Raw genomic sequence first — 26,874 nt, 5'->3', positions numbered from 1 at the left:
TTAATAGGATATAATAATATGATATCATAAAACAAGGGGTAATAAAATGAATATCGACTTCAATGATTTTGATTTTTTATACATTAAATTAGATAAAAATGGAATAATAAAAGATATAAATAATTTTGGAAGTAATTTAATAGGACTTCCAAAAGAAAAAATAATAAATGTAAATGTTTTCGACAATTTTATACCCAAAAGTGAATTAAAAAGTAGATTGTTAAATTTTAAAACCTTCTTTAATGATACTAATAACACTTTTAAAAAAAGATCTACTTTAAAATTTATCTCTGCTAATAATGAGGAAGTATTCCTTGATTTATTTAGCTCAATTTATTATGATGAAATTGAAAATGAAAAAGTTTTCGTATGTTTTGGATATGATATTACAGAAAAAATAAAATATGGAAATTTAAACAAGAAAATTCAAGAAATACATAAACTAATAATTAAATCCTTTTCTATTAGCAACGATGAATTATATAACTTCTTCTTAACAAAAGCTATTGAAATTATCGATGGAGCGGATGCGGGAAGTATTTTAATGAAAGAAAATGATGGATTATTTCATTTTGTTGCTGCTAAAAATTTTGATCTTGAAAAAATTAAAAATGTTAAATTAACTAAGGAACTACTATTTCCTCAAAAAAAAGTATTAATTAGAAAAAAAATTGAAAGTAAATATAGAACAAATGAAGATGTTGAAAATATGAAACAATATGGAAAAATCGATAAAATAAAATCCACATTAGTAATTCCAATAATTATTGATAATAAAATAAAAGGGTCTATTAATTTAGACTCATTTAAGTCTGAAAATGCCTTTGACAAAAATGATATTCAATTAGGAGAGATTATTTCAAGTGAATTATCTCAAGTTATTAAAAGAAATTTATTAGAAAAAAAATTAAAATTTATGGCTTTACATGATCAATTAACAACTCTTCCAAATCGTGCATTTTTTATGGAGTATGGTGAAAGAATGATTAATTATGCCAAAAGGCGTAATCAAAGATTAGCAATAGCTTACTTTGATTTAAAAAAGTTTAAATCAATAAATGATAATTATGGTCATGATGCAGGAGACCACTTTTTATTTGAATTTGCTGAAGCTTTAAAAATGACTATTAGAAATAGCGATTTCCCTGCACGAATGGGTGGGGATGAGTTTGTTGTATTATTTCATGATATTGACAAAAAAGAGATAATAAATATAATAAATAGAATAAATGAAAAATTGAAAACCCCATTTAAATACAAAAATGTTATTTTCCACATAGAATTTAATTCTGGTGTTAGTTTTTTCCCAGAAGACAGTGAAAATCTTGATGAATTAATTAATTTAGCCGATAAGGCAATGTATATAGCTAAAAATAATAATATACTATTAGAGTTCTATAAAGGAGAAAATGATGTGGAGAATAAATAATTTATCCTTACCTATCGATCATAGTATCAGCGAAATAAAATTACAAATATCAAAAAAATTAAATATACCTATATCTGATATAAAAAATATAGAAATTGTTAAACGTTCTATTGATGCAAGAAAAAAACATGAAATGATTTATTTCGTTTATTCTATTGATTTTGATGTTGATTATGATTTATCGAATATCGCTTTACGTGCTCCCGAAAAAATATATACTCTCCCCTTTCATGGTTCAACTCCTTTAAAATCAAAACCTATAATTGTTGGAACTGGTCCAGCTGGATTGTTTGCTGGTTTAATATTAGCAGAAGCTGGTTTTGAACCTATAATTTTAGAAAGAGGAAAATCTGTTGATGAAAGAAAAAGGGACGTAAATAATTTCTGGAAAAACGGTATATTAAATGAAGAAAGTAACGTCCAATTTGGCGAAGGAGGAGCTGGAACTTTTTCTGATGGAAAATTAAATACTTTAATAAAAGACAAACATAATAGAATACGTAAAATGCTTTTAGAGTTTGTAAAAGCTGGTGCTCCAGAGGAAATATTATATAATAATAAACCTCATATTGGAACCGATAAGCTTGAAATAGCCGTAAAAAATATCAGAAAAAAAATAGAAAAATTAGGTGGTAAAGTTTATTTCAATTCAAAAGTCACTGATTTTATTATTGAAAATAATAAAATTAAAGGAGTAATTGTCAATAATTCAGAAAAAATATCCTCTGAAATAGTAATATTAGCTATTGGTCATAGCGCAAGAGATACATTTAAGGTATTACATAAAAACGGCATTAAAATTTCTCAAAAACCCTTTTCAATAGGAGTACGAATAGAACATTTAAAGGAAACTATTGATAAGATTCAATATGGCAAATTCTATAACCATCCAAAATTAAAAGCAGCTGATTATAAACTTTCTCATAGATCAAAAAATGGACGTGCTGTATATACTTTTTGTATGTGTCCCGGAGGATATGTTGTTGCTTCGGCTTCTGAAAAGAATATGCTTGTTACAAATGGCATGAGTGAATTTGCAAGAGATAATATTAATTCAAATAGCGCTATTTTAGTAAGTATCTCTCCAGAAGATTTTCCCTCTTATCATCCTTTAGCAGGAGTAGAATTCCAAAGAATATACGAAAGAAAAGCATTTGAAATATCAAAAAACTATTATGCCCCTGTTCAATTATTTGGTGATTTTTTAAAAAATAAACAGTCAAAAAAATTCGGACAAGTAAAACCAACCTATTTGCCTGGTACAGTATTTTATGATCTAAATAAAATTTTCCCTGAATATATTTCTTCATCTTTAAAAGAAGGTATAATAGCAATGGGGAAAAAAATGAAAGGTTTTTCTAACTTTGATGCTTTACTTACAGGTGTTGAAACACGTAGTTCATCACCTATTAGAATTGAAAGAAATGAAAATTATGAAAGTGTAAATACTCAGGGTCTTTTCCCAATTGGAGAAGGCGCTGGATATGCTGGCGGAATCACATCTTCCGCTGTTGACGGAATAAGAGTAGCGGAAAGTATTATTAGCAAATATAAAAAAGGATGGTGAAAGTATTAAAAGCATTTTTATTTTTATGGATTATCAGAATCAACCTGTCGATCCAGAATTAATAATAGAAAAGATTAAAGAGTTAGGTAAAATTGTTGGTGGAAAGGCCTATGCTCATTGGTCAAAATATCCCGCAACAATGTTTTCGTTTTCAAGGCATGGTATTGAATTAATAGAAATGCCAGAAGATGGTTTTGAAAACAAAAAAGGAAATGATATAAAGCTAGCAATTGATGCAATTGAAACAATGTTCTCATTGCCTCATATAAATGCATTTGTTTTAGTTACTGGTGATGCGGATTTTGTTCCATTAGTAAAAAAGTTGAGAATATATGGAAAAGAGGTTATAGTAGTTAGTAGAAGTAAAAACACTTCTAAAGAAATGGAATTATCTGCTGATGTATTTATACCATATGAAGATATCGTAAAATCAGAAAAAATCGAAGACAAAGATACTATAGAAGATATAGTTGATGAAATAATTAGAATTATAGAAGAACATCAATATGATGATGTTAACGAAAACATTATTAAAAGAATTGTTACAGGAATGAAGATTGATTATAGAGATTTTGGCTTTTTATCATACAGCGATTTTATAAATCATTTAATAAAAGAAATTAGAAACGAGTTTTATTCAAAAAACGGTGAATATAGCGAATATGAAGAAAATTATATGAGATATATTGAAAGACTTTTAGCAACAAGCGTTATTCCTTTAAAATTAGAACAATTGATTTCAAAAGCACAAGAAAAAAATCCATGGATAACTAAAAATTCTAAATATTCACTTAAAGAATTAATTATAAAAATGATTGAAGAAAAACGATTATGGAAAAATTCTAAAGGATATATACTGGTTCCTATACCGAGAAGATGGGAAATTAAACATGAAAAAATACTTCCTTATCCAGAATTTAGGGATAAATTTATTAATTACGTATTTAATTTATTTAAAGAAAAAAAAGTTAATTCAATTATCGAAGCTATACATGCAGCTAAAAAAGATCTAAATCTTACAAATAAAGTAGTTGGTTCATTTGGTATTGCGTTAAAATTTTCAGGGAAGTTTATAGGAAAAGATGGAAGTGATTACGTTAGTATGAAGACTCCTGTTCATTTAAATGCAGATTTTAATGAATTTAAAATAGCTGTTGAGGCTTTTTATATAAAAAGCATTTTAAAAGACGAAGATATTCATGAAAAAAACATTCCAATTGTAGCTAAATATATATATAATACTGAAAATACCAAAAGGTTATATGATGTAATAAACCACTTGATGAATATACAAGAAGTGTTTTATGTAAAACCATATTATAAGTATTATAAAAATTTAAATAAGTAGGTGGAATTTTGAAAAAATTATATTTCCTTTTTTTGGTGATTTTTTCCACCTCAATTATAGCAAAAACTTTAATAGTTGGCGTGTACGATAATAAACCTTTAGTATATAATGAAAATGGTAAATACAAAGGTTTAGCCGTTGATCTGTTAAAAGAAATATCAAAAAGAGAAAAATTAAATTTAAAATTTCAATATGATACTTTTGGTGATTTGCTAGAAAAAATAAAATATAATAAAATTGATATTATAATTGCTCTAGGTAAAAATAATGATAGAGAACGTTTTATAAAATATCCTAGAGAACCTTTTTTTACCAATTGGGGAATAATATATTCTAATAATAGTAATATAGATTCTTTATTGGATTTAAAAAATAAAAAGATTGCCGTTTTAAAAAATGATATATACTATACTCATGAAAATGGTATAAAAAATTTGTCAAAAAAAATGAATTTAAATATAGAATTTCATGAATTCAATTCTTATGATGAAGTTTTAAAAGCTGTAAAAGATAAGATTTGTGATGCTGGAGTTGTAAATAGACTATACTCAAACGAAACATATAATCTTTATAAGAGTCCTATAGTCTTTTTGCCTATAGAAGTTTATTATGGATTCTCAAAAAATACTGAAGAAAAAATTATAAGTAGTATTGATTATTACTTAAACAAATGGAAAAAAGATGAAAATTCCATATACTTTTCTCTTTTAGAAAAATATATATTTAAAGAAAAGATTTTCGTTCCAACATGGGTTAGAAATGCTTTGAATTTATCTATTATAATTATTTTTACCCTGTTTTTTAGTTCTCTAATTTTTTATTTGCTTTTAAAAAAAATTACAAAAAAACTAAAGAGAAAAAACCAAGAATTAGATTCTTATATAAATGAATTAAGCTCTATTAATGAAGAGTTAGAAGATAATTATAATGAAATAGAAAATTTAAATTTCAAATTAATTCAATTAATGCAAATGATATCGAAACTAAAAATATCCAATCCCTTAAAAATATTCTATGATGATCTCTTAAGAACTGCTATAAACTTAATTCCAGAAGCCGATTACGGCAGTATAATACATATCAACTCAAAAACAAATGAATGGACTTTTTTAACTACCTATGGACATAATTTTGATTTATTAAAAAAAGTTAAATATGCAGCTGGACATATTCCTTCAACTGAAAATATTCGTATGATTAACTATAATATTATTGAAAATGAAAAAATAGAAATGGATGAAGAAAGTTATACTCTATTAAAAAAAGCTTCTAAACCTATTAAACAAACTATTATTTATGAAATTGAATTAAATGAAAACAACTGGATTAATTTTTGTTTAGATATTGATATTAATAGTGATAAATCTTTTTCGGAAGAATCAAAAGAATTATTAGAAATATTTGGTAATCTTGCAAAGGCATTTTGGCTAGAAAAATTTAGTTATGAAGATATTAAAAAATCATACATTAACTTGGCAAATAAGCTTGCATTTATCGCTGAAGAATATGATAACTATACTGGAAAACACATATACAGAGTTGCAAAATACTCAAAATTAATTGCCGAAAAATTAAATTTAGATCAAAAATTCATAGATGATATTTATACATATTCCCCACTACATGATTTAGGAAAAATTTTGGTAGATAAATCTATATTGCTAAAAAAAGGTTCTTTAAGTGATGAAGAATGGGAAGAAATAAAAAAACACACAATATATGGAGCCCGAATATTATCGGAAAAATATTTTAAAATTGCTAAAAATATCTCCTTATATCATCATGAAAAATATGATGGATCTGGTTATCCTTATGGTTTAAAAGGTGATAAAATACCTATAGAAGCACAAATTGTTGCATTTGCAGATGTATACGATGCTTTAAGAAGCGATAGACCATATAAAAAAGGCTTCTCTCATGAAATTACATTTGATATTATACTTAAAGGCGATGGAAGAACTAAACCAGAACATTTTAATCCAAAAATTTTAGATATATTTCAAAAACACCATTTAGAATTTAAAATAATTTTTGATAATGAAGATTAATTTGTTGCATTTTGTTTAAAAAAGTAGTATAATATTAATACATTCTAAAATTATTAACTATTTTTTTAAGGGGGGAATTATATGAAAAAGTTACTCGTTTTATTAGTTGTAGTTTTAAGTATTTCTATGTTTGCTCAAGTAACTATTGAATTCTGGCATGCTATGAGTGGGTGGAGAATTGAGTTATTGCAAAGTATGGCTGAAGATTTCATGAAGACACATCCAGATATTAAGATCAATGTACAGTACACTGGATCTTACAGAGACACATTTAACAAAACGGTTGCTGCTGTAAAAGCTGGAAATGCTCCTCATGTTGTACAAATATACGATATTGGTACTCAAGCAATGATTGACGGAGGTATTGCTGTTCCAATAGGTGATTTGATTGAAGAAGATCCATCAATTGATAAAGGTGCATTTTTAGAGCAAGTAACAAACTATTACACAGTAGATGGAAAAATGTACTCAATGCCATTTAATTCATCAACAGCTATATTATTCTACAACAAAACAATGTTCAAAGAAGTTGGATTAGATCCAAATAAACCACCAAGAACATATGATGAATTAATAGAATATGCTAGAAAATTGCAAAAGAAAGATGAAAATGGTAATGTTGTTAGATATGGTTTAACATGGCCAACACATTCATGGTTCTTTGAACAATTAATGGCTGTTCAGAACGCTCCATTAGTTAATAACGGTAATGGAAGAGCTGGTGTAAGACCTACTGAAGCTGTATTTAACAGCAAAGCTGGCCAAAATATATTCAATTTATTCAAAAAAATGACAGACGAAGGTTTATTATTAAACACTAAGAGAGAAGATTGGTCTGGTGCAAGACAAATATTTATCTCACAAAAGGCTGGTATGGTATTATATTCAACATCTGATGTTAAATTCTTTGTTGATACCGCAAAAGAAAATGGTTTTGAAGTTGGAACAGCATTTTTACCAAAACCTGATTTAAGTGTTCAAGGTGGCTCTGTAATTGGTGGCGGATCATTGTGGATTCTTAAGAATCACCCTAAAGAAGAAATAGACGCTGCATGGGAATTCGTAAAATGGATGACTGAACCAGCACAACAAATAAGATGGCATCTCGAAACCGGTTATTTCCCTGTAAGAAAAGATGCTATAGAAAAATTATTATCTGAAAGTTTCTATTCTGAACATCCAAATTACTTAACAGCAATTATGGAATTATTATTATCCAAACAAACTGTAAATACAAACGGTGCTGTAATGGGTGTATTCCCAGAAACAAGAGAAGTTATTGAAACAGAATATGAAAATGTCATAAATGGCAAAAAAACCGTAGAAAGAGCTCTTGACGACGCCGCTAAGACTGTAACAAAAGCATTAGAAAGATACAATAGAGTATTTAAATAATTTTAAAATTAAATCGGGCGGAGTATTCCGCCCTTTTTTTAGAGGAGGAATGATATATGTCGTGGAAAAGTAAGTTAACACCTTACATTTTACTTATTCCAACATTCATTATAATATTTATATTCATTTATTGGCCTGCTATTTATTCGTTTAAATTAAGTTTTTATCAAGAATCATTCTTTGGGAATAGAAGCATTTTTGTGGGTCTTGATAATTTCAAAGACCTCTTTACTGATTCCGAATATTATAGAGTTATTTTAACATCTTTTTTATATTCATTTTTATCTGTATTTTTAACGATTTTTATAGCTTTTTTAATATCTCAATTATTAGTTCAAAACATTCCAGGCACTAGATTATTTAGATTATTCATTTTCACACCTTATGCTATTTCTCCTGCAATAGCAGGTACATTATGGTCATTTTTGTTAACTCCAACCGTAGGTTATTTAAACTATTTATTTATGGAATTATTTGGTATAAATACGGATTGGCTTACCACAACACCTTATGCTTTTATTGCTGTCATGTTGGCAACAATATGGAAAATGCTTCCTTTTGATTTAATTTTTTATATAGCTGGACTACAATCGATTCCAGATTCATTACTGGAATCTTCAATGATAGATGGTGCTAATATATGGCAAAGAATGTGGAAAATAAAATTTCCACTATTATCACCTATTACATTTTATTTATTTATAATGAATTTCACAACTACTATGTTCGCCTCTTTTGGTATTATAGATATAATGACAAAAGGTGGTCCATTAGGAACAACCACTACTATGATTTATAAATTATATCTAGATGCATTTGCATTCCAAAATAACGGCTCCGCAGCAGCACAATCTATTGTAATGTTTGCAATTATGGGAGTTATAACCTTTATATACTTCCACAACGTTGAAAAATCCGTCCATTATCAGTGAGGTGATTTTGATGGCTTCAAGTATTTCAAAAAAAAGAAAGACAAATTTAATTTTATCTGAAATAACTTTAATTATTATTTCATTAATAGTTATGGCACCAGTATTATTAGCTTTAAGTATGAGTTTTATGAAACCAACCGAAGTATATACCTTCCCACCAAAATTATTGCCTAGTACATTTCATTGGGAAAATTATAAAGAAGCATTACAACTTGTAGATTTAGGAAGAATGCTTTTAAATTCTGCAATAGTTGCTTTTTTTATTACGTTTGGAAAATTAGTTACAGGAACATTAGCCGGATATGCTTTTGCTAATTTTCAATTTAGAGGCAAAAACTTATCCTTTATGATTCTTTTTATAACATTATTTTTACCAGCAGAAACAGTTATGATTTTACCTTTATTCTTGATTATGAAACAATTTGGATGGATAAATACATATTTTGCACTTATTATTCCTTTTACAGCTAGTGCCACAAATGCTTTTTTAATGCGACAACATTTTTTAACTATACCAAAAGAATTAAGTGATGCTGCAAAAATTGATGGTGCAACTTCAATGCAATATTTCTGGAAGATATTATTACCTCTTTCAAAATCCATGCTAGGTGGAGCAGCTTTAATAAACTTTGTTTATGCATGGAACCTTTATTTGTGGCCATTAATCGTTACAATGGATGATAAAATGAAAACTGTTCAAATTGGGGTTAAAATGCTGATCGACGCTGAAGCTTCAAATAATTGGGGAACTATAATGGCTGGTACAATGATCGCTCTTATTCCAACATTAATAATTTTCTTTGCAATACAGAATTTATTTGTTAAAAGTCTTGTAAGTTCTGGCTTAAAAGGATAAAAAATGCTGCAAACAATTGCAGCATTTTTTATTAATAACTTAAAACAATATGTCTATTCCAAATCTTACAAAAGGAGAATTTATTTCATTGTAATTTCCTTCAATTCCCGTTTCTAACTTATATCCTCCATTAATAGTAAAAGCAAAATTGTCTGTTAACAATAATTCAATACCTAGATTTGGACTTATCCCTAAAGCAATATTAGTAGCATATTCTGAATCATAATTAAAAGAAGAAGATATATATAAATCAACCCCCAGTTGAGGTATTAAATTCCCAATTTGATTTGAGTAGTTTAAAGAAAGTCCTGTAGATAATATAGGTGTACTATTCATAAAAACAAAATCCATATATGTTCCAAATTCAAAGCCTTTATAATTATCGCCTGCAAAATCTATTCTAAGTAAATAATTATTATTGAAAATATATCCTCCTGATAATTTAATATGCCCCCTTATTGGTGATAAATCCGGATTCTCAATAATCTTTACATCATCACCTAATTCAAACTTAGGTTTGACTAATATTTCTAAAATTGCTGATTGATCAGAAACTTCTCTTGCTATTAATTTACCATCTTTTTTTCTATATACATCATTATTAACTTTATATATTTTTGCAAATGAAAACATCATTCCTTTATATATACCAACATTTCTTCCTGCATCAATTAAAACCATCTTACCTTCAATATTTATAATATTAGCATTTATTAAAAATAATTTATTCATTCTATATACCAAAGAGCTTACCAAATAATCTAAGGCTTGGTCTTTTGCCATATTTCTAGCCTCATCTTCTGAAATAAATTTAGTTACATTAGCCGAACCATACGCATTAATACTTTTTATTTCAAGAATTTGGCTGGTCTCAACATCTATCAACCTATATGCTCCTTCAATTTCATATTCAAACCAAACATTCCCTTCATCATCACTCTTTCTTCTTGAATCAGCATCAATTACTTCTACATATACTATATAATCAGCTGCTAATTGTTTATTATCAAAATCTTCCTTATTAGCAACACCACTTAATATTCTTTCCACTTCACCTAAAACATTCAAATCTCTTTCTATTAATCTATATTTTCCTAGTTCTACCAACCTTTCTTTTAATTTATGCTCTACTTTAGATGAAAGATAAGAATATCCTTTCGAATAAATTAATAACGTTTTTCTATTATCTTCAGCATATAAGACTAATGATATTAAGATGAATAATATTAAAAATGCTTTTTTAATGCCCACTTTTTCACCCCCAATTTCTATAATATAAATTATACCATAAAATTTTTAATATTGTTACATTCTCTAATTAAGTATTAAAGGGAAGAAAAATGAATTAACGTTAAATTAAAATTAATGGAATATATTCCTAATATTATTTATAGCAAAAATTTTGTATAATTATAACAAAATAAAAAAATAAATAGAGAGGAGAGAATATTTTGAAAAAGAATTGGAGGGTCTTTTGGGACTCGGATAATTCTCTATTTACAGAAAGATTAAAATTAGCAAGAAAATTATCTTCTGAAACGGGATTATCCGAATTTTTAATAAAACTTCTTATAGCACGAGGTATTACAACAAAAGAAGATATTGATGAATTCTTATATCCAGATGAATCCGCTATAATTGATCCATTTCTTTTAAAAGACATGGATAAAGCGGTAGAATTGTTATTAGATATTAAAAAGAGAAAAGAAAAACTTGTTGTATATGGTGATTATGATGCAGATGGAGTAACAGCCGCTGCTGTATTATATCAAGGTTTTAAAGCTCTAGGGTGGGATATTGAAGCATATATACCTAATAGAATTGATGAGGGTTATAGTTTAAATATAGAAGCTATTGATGAGTTATATGAAAAAGGGTATAAAAATATAATAACGGTTGACTGCGGGACAACATCTTTAAAAGAAGTTAATCATGCAAAAGATAAAAATATGAGAATTATAATTACAGACCATCATGAAACACAAGAGTTATTACCCAATGCTGATGCAATTATCAATCCAAAAAGAAAAGATGATAATTATCCCTTCAAAGGATTATCTGGTGTTGGTGTTGCTTTTAAAGTCTTACTGGCTATTCATAAAAGCTTAAATATTTCTTCCTTTGATCCTTTTTCCTTAATTGATTTAGTAGCATTAGGAACTATAGCTGATATTGTTCCATTAAAATCAGAAAATAGATTCTTTGTAAAAAAAGGGCTGGAAAAATTAAGAAACGATCCAAATCCTGCATTAAAATATTTAATGCAGGAAATAGGTGTTATTCCCGAAGAAGTTAAATCTTATGTAGTTGCTTATAAAATAGCTCCCAAAATAAATGCTGCAGGAAGAATGGCTGATGCCATGAAAGCTTTTGAACTTTTAATGACTGAGGAAAATAAAAATTTAGAGAAAAAGGTAAAACAATTACTTGATCTAAATACTGAACGTCAAAAACATGAAAGAAGAATTTATAAATCCGCCTTAAGTTTAATGGACATAAATCCTGATTATCATAACAAGAAAGTTATTGTTTTAAGTGGAAAAGATTGGCATTTAGGTGTTTTAGGTATTGTAGCTTCCAAACTTTCAAATAAATTTAATAAACCCGTATTACTTGTTTCTACTACTTCTGAAGATAACACAGGAAAAGGTTCAGCTAGAAGTCCTCAAGGTATTAGTTTGATTGAATTAATGAAAAGTTTAACTCAAAAAAATGATCGATTTTTTAAAGAATATGGAGGCCACGAACTAGCAGCTGGATTCACCATTGACTCTGAAAAGATAGAGTATTTAAGAGAAGAAATTAACAAAATATATGAAAATATATATGGAAATAAAGAACCAGAAGCAGAAATAGAAATAGATATGGAAATAGAAAGTTTATGGAGTACATTCTTTGATGATATTTCATTACTAGAACCGTTTGGATATCAAAATCCTGAACCAACCTTTTTAATAAGAAATGTTTCACTTGAAAAAATAAAAATTTTTGGCGCTGAAGAAGAAAATCTTGCTGCTCTTGCCAAAACAGAAAAAGGTATGATTTTTGAAACAGTTGGTTATGGAGTTTTATCTAATAAAAAAGAAGGAATCACTGGAAATTTAAAATGTAATATAGTTGGTAATTTTAGAATTGAAAGAACATATTACAACAATCAAAAGGTTTTAAAATTTTATATTAAAGATATAGAATTTATTGGAGATTCCTTAACAGAAAAGGGAAATTCTGGAAATTTATTGATCTCTCTACATGCAAAAGATAATGTTCATCATTTGGCAAACTACAAATATAAAATTTTATTAGATATGATTGAACAAAATAAAAATGCAATATTTGCTCCTTTAAAAATTAAAAACACTTTATTAATTGAAAAGATTAAAAACACAATATCAAAAGGTAAAAATCTATTAATTATTGGTGCATCTCATTTACTACTAGATTATACATATAAAATTATCAATCAATATATTTCATCTGATAGTATATATTACAATAAAAAATCAAAAATAGAAAACACCATCTTAAAAAGCAAAAAAGTTATACTACTAACTGTACCTGCATATATTCAAAATATACAAAGGTTAAATGATTTTTCAAAAAATTTATTAATCGATGAACCTATATATTCCTTTTCGCATCCAACCATTGCAAATATTCCAGAATATATTCAGTTTAGGAAAATAATTAGATCGAAAACCTATGAAATCAGCATTTTAGGAACTTTTTATGATGAAAGTATAAAAGAATTTCTAAAATTAAGCGGATATAGGGTCGCAAATGTTAATACAAATGTTCCATCTTTCGAAGTTGCTAAAGAAATTAATTCAAATAAATTAAATTTAATAAAAGATTATTTATACAATTCAAAAAATTTGAATATTATAGTAAATAATGTGTCTTCATATATTAATTTAAAACCATATATATCATCAACGTATGAATATTCAGAAGATTATATTATATATTATTCTCACATGCATACATTCTTTGAAAAAATCAATATAAGAGAATTAAACAAAAAGGGGCCTTCTAGAATACTTATTTCTGAATTTTCAAATGATGGATTAGCTCTTGAACAAAAAGATAGAAATTCCATAATAATGCTTTATGATGTTCCTAAAACTCGTTTAGAACTATTAGATTTAATTTCTTCATGGCCTCATAATAAAAAAGATAACATCATTTTTGTAATGGCATATAATACAGATTTTTCAACTAAATTCATGTACGATTTTTCGAGAATATATCCATCACCTGAAATAATGAAAAAAGTGTATGAAATAATTAAAAATAATCAAAACATAAATATACAAAATATTTCTCAAAAATATTTTAACAACGATACAGAATTTATAAAAACTATTATAGATGAATTAATTAATGCCGGAATTATATTAAACACTTCTGGAGGATTAAAAACCATTGAAGATTTTAGATTGGATTTAATACACAAAAACGTAAAAGCAAAAGAAAGTATTTTAGATAAATGGATTTTAAAAAATTCTATTAAATTTTTCTTGAATTTTAAATCACGAAGTTTAATTTCGTTGTTAAACAATCAAATTGCGGAGGTTAGATAATGAAAAAAACAACTAAGGATTTGAATACTTATATTAAAGTTGAACAAAAGTATCTTGTAAAGGTATTAGATAAATTAAGAAAAAACAAAGTCTTTTCAAAATTTTTCCCGTTGGGTGGATTCCCTATCATTGCTATTTCTGAAGATGATGAAGATGTAGTTGAAAAAATATTAAAAGATATGGAAATAAAATATGAAATGAAAAAAACAAAAAAAGACATAATTGAGGAGATGTTACACTTTTGAAGTATATTGGACTTGATTATGGACTAAGTAAAACAGGTATTGCTACTAGTGATGATATCTTAAAGATTCCAACAATACGAGGAACAGTTAACACCAACAAATTATTAAATGTATTAAAAAATGAAATCTATAAAACGGGAGATCTTTTTATAATTGGTCTCCCTATTTCGATGTCTGGAAGATATTCAACTCAAACATTTGAAACTATTAACTTCAGTATTCAAATAAAAAATACATTTAACACAGACATCTTTTTAATCGATGAACGATTAACTACGCAACAAAGTTATTCTTTAACAAAAAACTTTCTAAATGCAAAAAAAGCAAAAAAAGCAAAAGATCAAAACAGTGCTCTTTTGATTTTACAACGCTTTCTATCCAATCCCTCAATTGCTTTAAAATTAGAATACAAAAATGTTTATAAAATCGATAACATTGATTCAAATTCCATTTTAATAAATAACCTAATCATAAAAAATAGCAATATATATAATAAATCAGACATCCTGACAACAGATCCTTATATATTTTGGTGGTATTTTAAAAGAAATAAAAAATCTACCACTTTATTGGAAGATTTAAAAACAGAATATGATATTATTATATCAAAAGAAGAAATGTCTATAAAACATAATAAACTTATTAAAATTTAATTATAATGTGTGGTGATATTATGTCTAAATCATTTTGGTTTATTGTGTCTTATTTAATAGCCTTTTTAATTATGTTAAAAATTTTTCCTACAATACTTGGAAGTTTAGTAGTTGCTTTATTTTTCACAATATTAATAGATGTCATTGCTTCATATTTAGAAAAATTAAAAATTTCAAGAAAAATCACTGTCCCTTTAGCTTCTTTAATTTTCTATGGTGCTATAGTTTATGCATTGTATAGTTTAATACCTATTACAATAGAGGAAGGGAAAAAAGCTTTTGATGTTGTGAAAGATTTTAATTTTAACGCTATTCCAGGAAAAACCGGTGAAGTTATAAATACCTTTTTAGATACTGCTGGAAATTATCTTAAAAACTTAATAATTCAAATTGCAAGCTACTTAGCTTCTAATATATCTAATTTTATAACAGTTGGATTACTATTAATTGTTGCATCTGCATACATGGCTATTATAAGTAAGCACCTGTGGAACTCACTAGATAAATTTTTTCCAAATTCTGAACTTAAAATAACAAAAAAATTTTTTATTAATACAATAAAAGACTTGAGATTATTTGTTTCTGGACAGATTATAACAGCTTTTTTTGTTGGTGTTATCACATGGATTACTGCCTTAATTTTAGGTTTTCCATATCCATTATTTTTAGGTATTCTTGCCGGAATAACTGACTTTATACCATATTTAGGTGCATTTATTACGTCTATACCTGTTATTCTATTAGGATTCACTAATTTCGGTCTATGGGGAATTTTAAAGGCATTAATAATTATTCTAACTGCAAATCAACTTGAAATGTGGATTTTATCTCCAAAAATATCTGGAGGGAAAGTTCATTTAAATTGGTTTTTGGTATTAGTTTCATTACTTATATTTGGACAATTATATGGTGTTGTAGGTGTTTTGATTACTATTCCTCTACTAATTATTATTAGAAATATATGGAATATGTTTCTAATAGAATATCTTAAGAAAATATAAAAAAACAGCCCATATGGGCTGCAAAGGTTAAACAGGGGGAATTACTAAAAATGTTTTATTTTAAGTAAATATAAATAATTAACAGAGAATAAATCCAATTAACTAACTTTTTTGAAATTATACACCATTTTTTTTATTTTGTCAACTGAAGGGAGCGTCTTATGAAAACAGGAGATTGGTTAAAAAAATACAATATTTTTTTAAAAAAAAGTCTTGGTCAAAATTTTTTATCTACTCAAGAATTTGCAAAAAAAATTGTTAAAAAGTCTAATATTTCAAATAAGGACACAGTTATTGAAATAGGCCCTGGTGCGGGAACTTTAACAGAAGAAATTGCAAATACAGGTGCTAAAGTTTATGCTTTTGAGATAGATGAAAGATTGAAACCATTATTATCAGAAAGGTTTAAAAATTACAAAAACATAAAAATACAATTCATAGATTTTTTGAAAGCTGATTTGTCAAAATTTGTTAAACCAAAATATGTTGCAAACATACCTTACTATATTACATCGCCAATACTTGAAAAAATATTTTTAGAAACTCCCGACTTTCAATTAGCAACATTAATGGTACAAAAAGAATATGGAGAAAGAATGTTAGCGAAATCTGGAAAAAACTATAGCCCTTTAAGCATATTCGTACAATTTTTCTGCTCTGTGGAAAAATTAATAATAGTACCTCCTCATGCATTTATACCTAATCCAAATGTAGATTCTGTTGTAATTAAATTAACTCCAAAAGAAAATATTCCAGATATTGATAAATTAAAATTTTTTAAATTTATACACATAGCATTTTCCCAAAGAAGAAAAACTATAAAAAATAATTTAAAACAAATACTGGGCGAAAAAACAGAAGATGTATTAAAAGCTTGTAATATTGATCCAAAAACAAGACCTGAAAATATATCTATAGAGAAATTTATAGAAATTTTTCATTATATTGAACATTATTAAAAAAGGGGTACTTAAAGCCCCTTTCAGACTGTCGACAAAGTCCAGGGAACTTTAGTATAATAAAACCAGAGTGACCTGGACTTTTTTTTTGGAGGTGAAGCAAAAGGATATAAAGAAAAATATTTATTTAAAGCATTTGAATTTTACAAATTTCTAAAATCAAGAGTTTTTTATGATAAAAAGGAAATATCTTTTGGAAGAGTCTATTCGTTGATGAAATACTGGCTATGGTTTGGGGTATGGCGCTTGTGGAATAGCATTATTTTTATTAAGACTATAAATTTAGTTAGTAATAAAAAAATAAAAAATTTTGAAAAAAATATTATTCATGAAATGAATAATTCTAAATTGATTATGACAAATTTAAGAAGTTTCTCTAATGGAAAAAATTAGGTAGTATAATATAAACTGTGTAAAATAATATGTTTTTTTAATTTTTGTGGAATAAATTAATATTAAGGCCAGGTTATGTGCAATTTGTTTTTATGCTTCTTCTTTTTAATTTTATCTTTATATTTTCTTTATTGATTTTACTCATTTTTTTTGTTAAAATAGTTATAGTCCTAAAAATTTCCAATCTCGCCCTCATAGTTCAACGGATAGAACGGCGGATTCCTAATCCGCAAATGGAGGTTCGATTCCTCCTGGGGGCACCAGTAATAATCCGGGAAGTTCCCGGATTTTTTGTTATTTAAAAATTATACTAAGAAAATAAATCCAAAAAATATTGTTCTGATAAAAATAGAGCAACTTAAAAATCTGGAAAATTTAAATTTTATTCTTTAAGAGGTGAAAATAATGTGGTATCCTGGTCATATAAAAAAAGCAAAAAGTAAAATAAAAACTTATTTGAAAACAGTGCAAGGAGTTCTTGAATTAGTTGATGCACGTGCTCCCTATGCAAGTAGAGCATATGAATATGAAGATTTGTTCAAAACAAAAGATAGAATCATACTTTTTAATAAAGTAGATATTGCAGATGAAAAAAATTTAAAATTTTGGGAAAAATACTATAAAAATAAAGGTTATAAAATTTTAAAAACCTCTCTCAAAAATATAAGTGTAAGAAGTTTTTTAACAAAGGTAGTTTATAAATCGTTCCCAAAAAAGTTTAGCGAATTGAGGGTAATGGTTGCTGGAATTCCTAATGTTGGAAAATCCACATTAATAAACAGCATTAAAGGAAAAAAAGCTTTGAGAGTTGGAAATACACCTGGTGTAACTAGAGGACTTCAATGGATAAGTGTAAACGATCAATTCATGCTACTTGATACACCTGGTATTTTATATAGCGAAATATATAATAAGAAAATTTTGTATAAATTAATTTTAATAGGATCATTAAAACCAGAAGAGGATGAAAAAGAATTTGCTATTGAGTATGCATTTAACTTTTTTAAAGAAAAATATCCGAAGATAATAATGAATGCTTTAAAATCTGATAATATACCTGAAGATTATACTGAATTTTTAACATTTTTTGCAAAAAGAAGAAATTTCATAAGTTCAGGAAATAATTATGACATTGAAAGAGCAATGAGTACATTCTTAAAAGAGTTAGCCGATGGAAAATATGGTAAAGTTGTATATGACTACCCAGAAGATTATGAAATATTAAAGTGAGGGATAAATATCTTAAACGGAATAAATTTATTCAATATTGGTGTCTTAAAAGATATTATAAAAACAAAAAATGTTAAAACATTACTTGCCTTAATTGAGGCAATTGATGATGATGTAATCCAATTAAAAATAGATAAAAATAAAAGAATTATAATTGAAAACCCCAAAAATACATTACCCCAAAATCTAAAACCCGGTGATTACATAAATATTATTGATGAAAAAACTGAAAATGTTAATTTTACCCAAGCCAAAGAATTTTTAAAAATTGAAAATAATTTAGAAAAAAATATTATTAAACTCAATTTATTAAATAACCCTATTAAAATAATATTAAACGGAAATATTAAAAACCCTCAAATACAAAATTTTATTATGTGGTTAGGAAAATTTACTAACCACTTTAAATACGAAACTTCACAAGTCGAAATAAAGAATAAAAAGAGTATAATAAATTTCATTAAAAACTTTATAGGAGAAGTTGCAAAAAATATTATTAAAAATAAAAGTTTAAAAATCCCAGACCCAAAAACAAGTGCAAAATTTCTAAATAGAATTATAAAAAATCAAATTTCTAATAAAATAAATAATTCAAACTCTATTGTAAAAAATATTGAGCAAAAAGAAAATATTGAACAAAAAACACCAAAAACTGAAAATATAAATACAACTATAGTTAATGAAAAAAAAGAAAAAAACAATCAAACTATAAAAAATAAAGAAATTCAAAATCATCAACAAAAAAAATACATATATCATGAATCTCCTAAAATATTGCATAAAGCTTTAAATGCTTATAAAACATTTTCTCAATTAAATATATTTAATGAACCAAATTTTATATTCTTTCAATTATTTGGAATGCCAGTTTTTCTTAATGTAAGCGATGAAATAGACATTCAGAGTTCAAATAAAAAAAAGATTAAACGAATTGCTTTTTCATTTATTTCAAATAACTTTGGTCTTATTAATTCCATAATTTATAAAAAAGATAATTCAATTTCTTTAAACTTTTTTATTGAAAAAAATAATGATATTTTCAAAAACAATATAAATGATTTAATTCAAGATATTCAAAATAATGGATTAAAAATTGAAGGATTACAAATAAATGCATTAAATGATGATCTTGAAATAAATAAGAAGGGATTATATGGATAAAAAAGTAGTTGCAATTAAATATGAAGAAATGAAAGATGAAGTCCCAACTGTTATTGCTAAAGGTATTGGAAAAATTGCTGAAAAAATCATTGAAATAGCTGAAAAAAATAATATTCCAATTATGCATCAAACAAAATTAGTAAATGAATTATATAGTTTGGATATACCTTCAGAAATACCTGAAGATATGTACTTTATTATTGCTAAAATAATAGCTTATGTTATGAAGTTAAACAACAAAAAGGAGGAAGAATGATGGGATTAAAATATGCCATTATATATTTAGATTTAAAACCAGAATATGCTAAGTTGTATAATTTACCTGTTAAAATGCCTATTTTAGTTGAAGATATGAAAAATATTACAGATAAAAACAAATTACCATTAGACATAATATTAAGAGGTCTAGAAGCTCAATATAAAATATCAAAAGATGATTATTATAAAAGTTATCTTGTATATTTTTATTATGAAGCCTTTAAAAAGGCTTTGAATGAAAATGATTTTGAAAATGCAAACTTATTTTTAAATAATGCACAAAAATTAGGCGGCGAAGACTATAGATTTCACTTTTATAGAGCTCTTTTACTTAAAAAAAGTGGGCAAGATGAATTAGCCGAATTAGAATTAAAAGAAGCAATTGTAAAAAACCCTAACTTTTATCTTGGCCATTTTGAATTAGGTAATTTAATGTTTGAAAGAAAAATATATGAAGAAGCGCTAGAATCTTATAAAAACGCATTAGAATTAAATCCTGATTTTGTTATTCCACATTTAAAAATTGCTGATATTTACATTGAAAACGGATTATTTTCTGAAGCTATTGAAGAACTTAATAACGCATTAAAAAAAGATCCTAATTTTTCTGCAGCATATGTAAGACTTGGAGTATTATTCAATCAATTGCAAAGATTTGATGATGCAATGAGAATACAAGAAAAAGGTTTAGCAAAAGATCCTGAAAATTATGAATTGTTATATAACATTGCATATACTTATGCTAAACTTGGAAAACATTTAGAAGCAACAAAAAAATTGGAAAAAGCTGCCGAAGTTTTTGAAGAAGACTTTATACTTCATGAATTAGCAATTTCCTATAGAAATATTGGAGAATATTTAAAAGCTTTTGAAACGGCAAAAAAGGCTTTTAAATTATCTAAAGAAGAAAATAAGAAGCTCATTTTACTTTTATTGGTAAAATTATCTGCTATTATAGGTGATTTACATGAAACGGAGAAATACTTTAATCTTTTAAAAAATTCAGATTTTGAAATTCCTGCAAAAACATTTTATCTATTTTCATTATTATCAAATGATAATATTGAAGCTGCAAAAAAAATTGCCATAGAACTAAATAATTATGGAATATACGGAAATATTCCTTTAATCATAGATAACATTGATTCTTATCTTGATTATTTAGAAAACATTGCAGACAATGTTTATACAGAATCATTAATTCAATCATTTGATGAATATGGCGACATTGATAAATTAGGATTATATAGAAATTTAAAGAAAAATAATATTGAGATAATGTCTCTTATAAAAGATAAAGTTAATGAAGATATTGACGGTATTGAATTACTATTAAACGCCTATTTATTAAGTGGAATTGATTATGGATTATCCGAAAGAGTATCTACATTATTATCAAGATTCTTATGGAAAGATGGAAAGGGTATATTAATCTCACGATTTTTATTAAGATTTTATCAGGATAGAGTTTTTGGTAATTTTAGTACCTTAGATGTATTTGTTAATGATATTATTGAGGAAATGAAAGATTTGAACTTTGAACTGGCACGGTACATTTCAGATTATGAATTAAACCTCATTGATTTTGACGCATTATTAGAATATTCACTTGATAATATGAAAGATATAATAATATTATTATTATCTTATATGCATATACAGCCCACTATAGAAGAAATAAAAAATGCTGATTTTGAAGATATAAAAGTTAAAAAACTTTTACTCTGGGCTTCACAACTGGATGAAATAATAAAAATACTTAAATAATAAATTCCAGGGGAGGATTTCATATGAAAAAAACTTTATATTTTTTAGTCTTTCTTCTTATTATAATTTCTTTTGTAAGCTGCACATTAAAAGAAAATAAAAAACCTGTTATTGAACTTATTGAACCAACACAAACATTGATAGATAAAGATTTTAATTTAAAATTCAAAATTTCCGATGATGTTTATTTAAAAAAATGGGAAATATCTATTAATAATAAAGATATTAGCTCTTTAAAATTTGACAGGGTTGCTGAAAACGAAATAGAGGTAAGTTCTTTAAGTCCATATGAAATAGGAAATACGCCAGATGGGGAAACTTTGTCTATCCTTATATTAGCAGAAGATAACGTTGGCAATACTTCTTCATTAAAGAAGACTTTAAAAGTAGGAAGAAAGCCTATAATAAAACTACTTCCAGATGAAAATATTTATGACACTGTTGAAGGAACCTTTAACATTCAAGCTTATATAAAAGACATTGATATTGAAGGATACGAAGATATTGCAGATTATACATTAAATATATCTCATAATAATAATTTATTATATTTATATCCAACTGATATGTCAATAAAAAATGGAACTCATGATACAGATGCAACTCTGATTACAAGTGAATTTAAATCTTATGATTTCAATATTGGTGATTATCTAGATTTATATATTTCTGTAACCGACAGAGCTTCAAATACCTCTGTTTTTGAAAAAACAATAAAAATTGGTGGTTTAGCCCCTAATATTTCAATTTTAGAACCCAACAAATATTCTTCTGCATCTACAAATTTAACATTAATTACAGAAATAACCGATGATGTTGAAATTAAAGATATTAAGCTGTATGTTAATGATATCGATAAAACCGCTGAAAGTGATATTTATATAGACTCTCTAGAATCAGCAAAATTAACTATAGACGCTTTTAAATCTTATTCTTATGTAAAAGATGTTTATCTAAAAAATGATAGAATAGAATTACCTACTAATGGTGCAACAATTGTAATAAAAGCTCAAGATAGAGCTGGTAATTTCGTCTCAAGAGGTTTTATAGTAACTTACGATACTAATTCGCCAAATAAATCATTAAAAATTATAAAAGCGTGGTGATATCATCAAAAAGATAAATATCTTATTCTTTTTATTAATTTATATAACTGCATTCACTCAGATAAAATTTATAAATATATACCCTCAAAACAATCAAGAAAATATTTCTCCAACAAGTTTAATATTAAAATGGCAGATTGATAGCGATAAAAAATTAATTTATGATATTTATTTAGGGGAGTCAGAAACTCCCCCTTTATTCAATTCAAATATTCCAAGCAATATATACCCTATAAAAATATTAAAACCGTCAACAACTTACTACTGGAAAATAGTAGCAAAGGATAAAAATCAAACTTATGAAAGCCCTATATGGTCATTTAAAACTAGGGATTTTAGAAATGGAGAATTAATATGGGTTTCTTATGTTGAAAATAGTGAAAAAATCATATATCAAAATAATACGATTTTTAATATATATAAAAATACAATTGAAGCTTATAATAATACAAAGGATTTAATCTATAAAATTTCAGAAAGTTTTATAGATTTTTCTATAACCTCTAACTATATTTACTTACTAAAAAAGAACGAAATTGCAGTATATAATATTAATGGAAAATACGAAAAAAATATAAAAATCACACAAGAATACAATTATATAAAAGTAGTAAATAATTATATTTTTTTGTACTCCGATAATAATTTAGACATATATAACAATTCAAATAAAATTTTAAACCTAAATCTTAATGAAAAAATAGAAAATATTTTCCCTTTTAAAAATGCTTTTATTATCGATTTAGAAAAAAGAATTTTAATACTTGAATATTCTGGAAAAACTTTAAGAGATTTCAAAATTTCAGCAAATATTATTGATTTAAACAATCAATATATTTTATTAAATATTTCAAATTCTCTCTATTTACTATCTTATTCTAATCAAATGATTAAACTAGATAGTGATATAAAAAATGCCATTTTAAATAATAATATTGTTTATATTATTAAAGATCAAAAAATTATTATCTATGATATTCAAACAAAGGATAGAAAAACAATTGAAACAAATTTCTATTTTTCAAATATACTAATATCTAAAGACAATTTAATTTTAATAGGTAAAAAAATATATTCCATTGATTTTGACGGAAATATATTGTGGAAACATGAATTTCAAAATGATAATATAATATCTAATGTAGAAATCACAGATTATAATACATTAGTATTTTCTTTATATGATGGAAAATATAAAAAAATTGCTGAAATTTATAACAATAATTTAAAGGTAAAAGAACTCATTAATAATGAGATTATACTAAATCAAACTTCTATAGAATTATCAAATGATACAAAAATAACATCAACATTACCGACTCCGGTTGTTATAAATCCAAAACCTAATGAAATTATTCAAGATTATAATATATCCTTAGAATGGATACTTCCAGAATATGAAAGTACTACAGTAACTTATGATATTGAATTAAAAGAAATAAGCAATGGTTTAATTAAAAGTAAAAAAATCACAAATATAAAAAATAATAAAATATTATTGCCATTAGAGGCTAACACTAAATATATATGGAAAATTATTGCTTATGATAATGAGCAAACTAAAGAAAGTGAGTGGTATTCCTTTTCCACTTCAAATTTAGATTATGTTTTAAAAAGAATTAAGTTAATAAAAGATCAAATGATTTTAAAAGCTGCTCTAAAAGATGATATTATTTATTTTACTGGATATACACTAACTCCAGAAAATGATCGATTAAAGCTTTTATATGGAAGGATTTCAACTGATTTTTCAAATTTAAAAGCCTGGAATTTTGGAAATTCTCAAGATAAATACGGAACATCTCTTGACATAACAGATGATGGAACTATAATAATAGGTGGATTCTCTGCTGAAAAAGATTTAAGAGGAGACTTTATGTTGTATTCGTTATCAAAAGATGGAAAAATAAATTGGGATATTGTTACAGGTAGTTCAAAAAGAGATTCTATTAATGATGTATATTTTGATAATTCAGAAGAATATATTTATATAGTTGGAACAATTGGAACAGATAACATGGGTAGCAATATATTATTCTCAAAATATAGTCCCAAAGGATATAGAATATGGTCAAGAGAATTTGGAGGATACGATCTTGAATTCGCAAAAAGTATAAAAAGAGTTGATAGATATTCATTTTTATTATTAGGAAGTACAAACTCATTTGGCGAAGGTGGTTATGACTATTATATTATAAAAACAAATGAATTAGGAGAAAAATTATGGGATTTAACTAGTGGAACATCTAAAGATGACTTTGCATCTGATTTAATTATGCTTTCAAAAAACGAATACCTAATTTTAGGAACATCTTTTAGAGATACTTTACAGCCATTTATAACAAAATTTGATGGAAATGGTTTTAAGATTTTTGAAAAAATTATACCTTTTTCAAATAATGTGAATTTAATAAAAGGGATTAAAAATAATAATTACATATATGCTGTAGGATGGTATAGAGAAAAAAATTCTTTATATAGAAAAGGTTTAATTGCAAAAATTGATTTTAATGGTCAACTAATATGGTCAAAACTTTTTGAAATTGAAAATCAAGATACAGTATTTACTGATTTAATTATTGAGAATGACAAATTTTTATTATTTGGTGTTTCAGAATATCCGAATCCAAATTCCAGAGATATAATTATCATTCAAACAAATGAAAATTATATACAAAATAACTTTAAAAACGCAGAATAGGTGAATTATATGGATAAAAGAAAGATTAGAAGACTAATATTCTTAATAGTATTTATAAGTTCTTTATACATAAATTCTATATCACCTTTAATGACAACATTTCAAGATAATTTTAATATATCCATTTCTCAATCATCTTTATTACCATTTATGAATACTATTGGTAATATTATTTTTGCTACTTTGTCTGGTTTTTTAATTTCAAAAATAGGCCTTAAAAATAGTTTATTTTATGCATTTTACTCTTTATTATTAAGTATTATTGTATTTTTGTTTTCAAGTAATTATATAGGATTAGTAATAGCAATGTTTTTTGTTGGTGGAGGATTAGGTCAAATATTTTCAGTTACTGTTTCAATGTATGATCACTTGGATGAAAATTTACAAAATTATGGTTTATTCCATGCATTCTTTGGATTAGGCGGTATTGTTGGACCATTTTTAGTATCCATATTCTTAAAATACACCATATCATATAAATATCTTTTTGGTATTTATTTAGTATTATTTATAATCTTAATCACAATAATTATTTCAAAAAATTTAATAGAAAATATTAAATATGAAGCATTTTCTATTATTGAAAGTATTTCATTAATAAAAAAAAGATTAGTGCTAATAACAATTTTAATGCTAACAATATATGCTGGATCTGAAATAGGGAGCATTACATGGTCTGCTAATTTATTTAGAGATTATTTTGGGTACTCAAAAGAAGGTTCTGCTTTATTTATAAGTAGTTTCTGGTTCTTTTTTACTTTTGGAAGAATAATAACTGACACTTTATACAAATATTTAAAGGAAAGAACATCATTATATATTCCCTTATTTTCCTCCATTATATTATTTATAATAATTTTATTTAAAATTCCATATTTATATGTTTTATATGGCTTTTTATTAGGCCCCATTTTCCCTGCTACACAAAAATTCCTAAATTCATCTTTATCACACAGAGAAGTTGGTCTTATTTCTGGTATAATTTTTGCAGGTACTGGTGTAGGTTCAATGTTCATTACTACTACAATGGGAATTGTTGCTGATAAAAATATCTTTATTAGCTACATGTTTCCTGTAATCTTCTTGTTTATAATATCTTTACTATCTAATTTAAGATTAAAAAATCCCAATATTAATAGGTTGTCTAAAAAGTCTAAAATGAAATGAAGACTCGAAAATTGCCCTTAAAATTATGAATGTAAGCCGTCAAAATTACATGGATGTAATTTTGAGCGAAACAATACA

At 25.7% G+C, this 26,874-nt stretch carries 21 protein-coding genes and 1 tRNA gene; 21 read left to right on the top strand and 1 reads right to left on the bottom strand.

Annotated elements, in window-relative coordinates:
• Positions 1-46: 46 nt before the first annotated feature.
• The 7 genes from ACYQ44_RS08795 (at position 47) to ACYQ44_RS08765 (ending at position 9,575) form a co-directional block, all read left to right on the top strand.
• Positions 47-1,429 carry a sensor domain-containing diguanylate cyclase gene (locus ACYQ44_RS08795; protein WP_459996622.1) on the top strand — a complete coding sequence of 461 codons (1,383 nt, stop codon included), beginning with the start codon at positions 47-49 and terminating at the stop codon, positions 1,427-1,429.
• Positions 1,413-2,996: an NAD(P)/FAD-dependent oxidoreductase gene (locus ACYQ44_RS08790; RefSeq protein ID WP_459996621.1), complete on the top strand. Its 1,584-nt coding sequence runs from the start codon at positions 1,413-1,415 to the stop codon at positions 2,994-2,996. Before ACYQ44_RS08795 ends, ACYQ44_RS08790 begins: the two co-directional genes overlap by 17 nt.
• A gap of 25 nt (positions 2,997-3,021) precedes the next feature.
• Positions 3,022-4,344 carry an NYN domain-containing protein gene (locus ACYQ44_RS08785; RefSeq protein ID WP_459996620.1) on the top strand — a complete coding sequence of 441 codons (1,323 nt, stop codon included), beginning with the start codon at positions 3,022-3,024 and terminating at the stop codon, positions 4,342-4,344.
• Positions 4,345-4,379: 35 nt separating this feature from the next.
• Positions 4,380-6,392 carry an HD domain-containing phosphohydrolase gene (locus ACYQ44_RS08780; RefSeq protein WP_459996619.1) on the top strand — a complete coding sequence of 671 codons (2,013 nt, stop codon included), beginning with the start codon at positions 4,380-4,382 and terminating at the stop codon, positions 6,390-6,392.
• Between the two features lie 81 nt (positions 6,393-6,473).
• The gene (locus ACYQ44_RS08775; RefSeq protein ID WP_459996618.1) at positions 6,474-7,787 is read left to right on the top strand and encodes an ABC transporter substrate-binding protein; all 1,314 of its coding nucleotides are present in this window, start codon (positions 6,474-6,476) and stop codon (positions 7,785-7,787) included.
• 56 nt (positions 7,788-7,843) lie between these two features.
• Positions 7,844-8,719: a carbohydrate ABC transporter permease gene (locus ACYQ44_RS08770; protein WP_459996617.1), complete on the top strand. Its 876-nt coding sequence runs from the start codon at positions 7,844-7,846 to the stop codon at positions 8,717-8,719.
• A gap of 10 nt (positions 8,720-8,729) precedes the next feature.
• Positions 8,730-9,575, top strand: coding sequence for a carbohydrate ABC transporter permease (locus ACYQ44_RS08765; RefSeq protein WP_459996616.1), 846 nt, complete (start codon positions 8,730-8,732; stop codon positions 9,573-9,575).
• A gap of 39 nt (positions 9,576-9,614) precedes the next feature.
• Here the strand turns inward: ACYQ44_RS08765 and ACYQ44_RS08760 are convergent, their stop codons facing one another.
• On the bottom strand, positions 9,615-10,826 hold the full coding sequence (locus ACYQ44_RS08760) for a hypothetical protein (RefSeq protein WP_459996615.1): 1,212 nt from the start codon (positions 10,824-10,826) through the stop codon (positions 9,615-9,617).
• A gap of 200 nt (positions 10,827-11,026) precedes the next feature.
• Here ACYQ44_RS08760 and recJ point away from each other — a divergent pair, with 200 nt between their 5' ends.
• The 14 genes from recJ to ACYQ44_RS08690 all read left to right on the top strand — a co-directional run bounded on the left by recJ (position 11,027) and on the right by ACYQ44_RS08690 (position 26,796).
• Entirely contained in the window at positions 11,027-14,155 is a 3,129-nt protein-coding gene (recJ, locus tag ACYQ44_RS08755; RefSeq protein WP_459996614.1) for a single-stranded-DNA-specific exonuclease RecJ, read from the top strand.
• Positions 14,155-14,400: a hypothetical protein gene (locus ACYQ44_RS08750; protein WP_459996613.1), complete on the top strand. Its 246-nt coding sequence runs from the start codon at positions 14,155-14,157 to the stop codon at positions 14,398-14,400. The genes recJ and ACYQ44_RS08750 overlap by 1 nt, the downstream gene beginning before the upstream one ends.
• A complete protein-coding gene (ruvX, locus tag ACYQ44_RS08745; protein WP_459996612.1) occupies positions 14,397-15,053 on the top strand; it encodes a Holliday junction resolvase RuvX in 657 nt (218 codons plus the stop codon). The genes ACYQ44_RS08750 and ruvX overlap by 4 nt, the downstream gene beginning before the upstream one ends.
• Positions 15,054-15,073: 20 nt before the next feature.
• Positions 15,074-16,054, top strand: coding sequence for an AI-2E family transporter (locus tag ACYQ44_RS08740; RefSeq protein ID WP_459996611.1), 981 nt, complete (start codon positions 15,074-15,076; stop codon positions 16,052-16,054).
• A gap of 161 nt (positions 16,055-16,215) precedes the next feature.
• Positions 16,216-17,013, top strand: a complete 798-nt coding sequence (rsmA, locus tag ACYQ44_RS08735) for a 16S rRNA (adenine(1518)-N(6)/adenine(1519)-N(6))-dimethyltransferase RsmA (RefSeq protein ID WP_459996610.1) — start codon at positions 16,216-16,218, stop codon at positions 17,011-17,013.
• A 246-nt stretch (positions 17,014-17,259) separates the two neighbouring features.
• Complete coding sequence (locus tag ACYQ44_RS08730) at positions 17,260-17,406, top strand: hypothetical protein (protein ID WP_459996609.1); 147 nt, start codon at positions 17,260-17,262, stop codon at positions 17,404-17,406.
• Positions 17,407-17,594: 188 nt separating this feature from the next.
• Positions 17,595-17,669: transfer RNA gene (locus ACYQ44_RS08725), tRNA-Arg, on the top strand.
• A gap of 142 nt (positions 17,670-17,811) precedes the next feature.
• A complete protein-coding gene (ylqF, locus tag ACYQ44_RS08720) occupies positions 17,812-18,636 on the top strand; it encodes a ribosome biogenesis GTPase YlqF (RefSeq protein WP_459996608.1) in 825 nt (274 codons plus the stop codon).
• Between the two features lie 375 nt (positions 18,637-19,011).
• A complete protein-coding gene (locus ACYQ44_RS08715) occupies positions 19,012-19,797 on the top strand; it encodes a hypothetical protein (protein WP_459996607.1) in 786 nt (261 codons plus the stop codon).
• Positions 19,790-20,053, top strand: coding sequence for an EscU/YscU/HrcU family type III secretion system export apparatus switch protein (locus tag ACYQ44_RS08710; RefSeq protein WP_459996606.1), 264 nt, complete (start codon positions 19,790-19,792; stop codon positions 20,051-20,053). The genes ACYQ44_RS08715 and ACYQ44_RS08710 overlap by 8 nt, the downstream gene beginning before the upstream one ends.
• On the top strand, positions 20,053-21,822 hold the full coding sequence (locus tag ACYQ44_RS08705) for a tetratricopeptide repeat protein (protein WP_459996605.1): 1,770 nt from the start codon (positions 20,053-20,055) through the stop codon (positions 21,820-21,822). Before ACYQ44_RS08710 ends, ACYQ44_RS08705 begins: the two co-directional genes overlap by 1 nt.
• Positions 21,823-21,845: 23 nt before the next feature.
• A complete protein-coding gene (locus ACYQ44_RS08700) occupies positions 21,846-22,928 on the top strand; it encodes a hypothetical protein (protein WP_459996604.1) in 1,083 nt (360 codons plus the stop codon).
• Between the two features lie 628 nt (positions 22,929-23,556).
• Positions 23,557-25,629, top strand: a complete 2,073-nt coding sequence (locus ACYQ44_RS08695; RefSeq protein ID WP_459996603.1) for a hypothetical protein — start codon at positions 23,557-23,559, stop codon at positions 25,627-25,629.
• A 9-nt stretch (positions 25,630-25,638) separates the two neighbouring features.
• A complete protein-coding gene (locus ACYQ44_RS08690) occupies positions 25,639-26,796 on the top strand; it encodes an MFS transporter (protein WP_459996602.1) in 1,158 nt (385 codons plus the stop codon).
• Positions 26,797-26,874: the final 78 nt, after the last annotated feature.

The sequence above is a fragment of the Marinitoga arctica genome, from assembly GCF_054657315.1.
The sequence above is the reverse complement of the archived record's forward strand: the minus strand, read 5'-3'. Positions and strand labels throughout refer to the sequence as shown.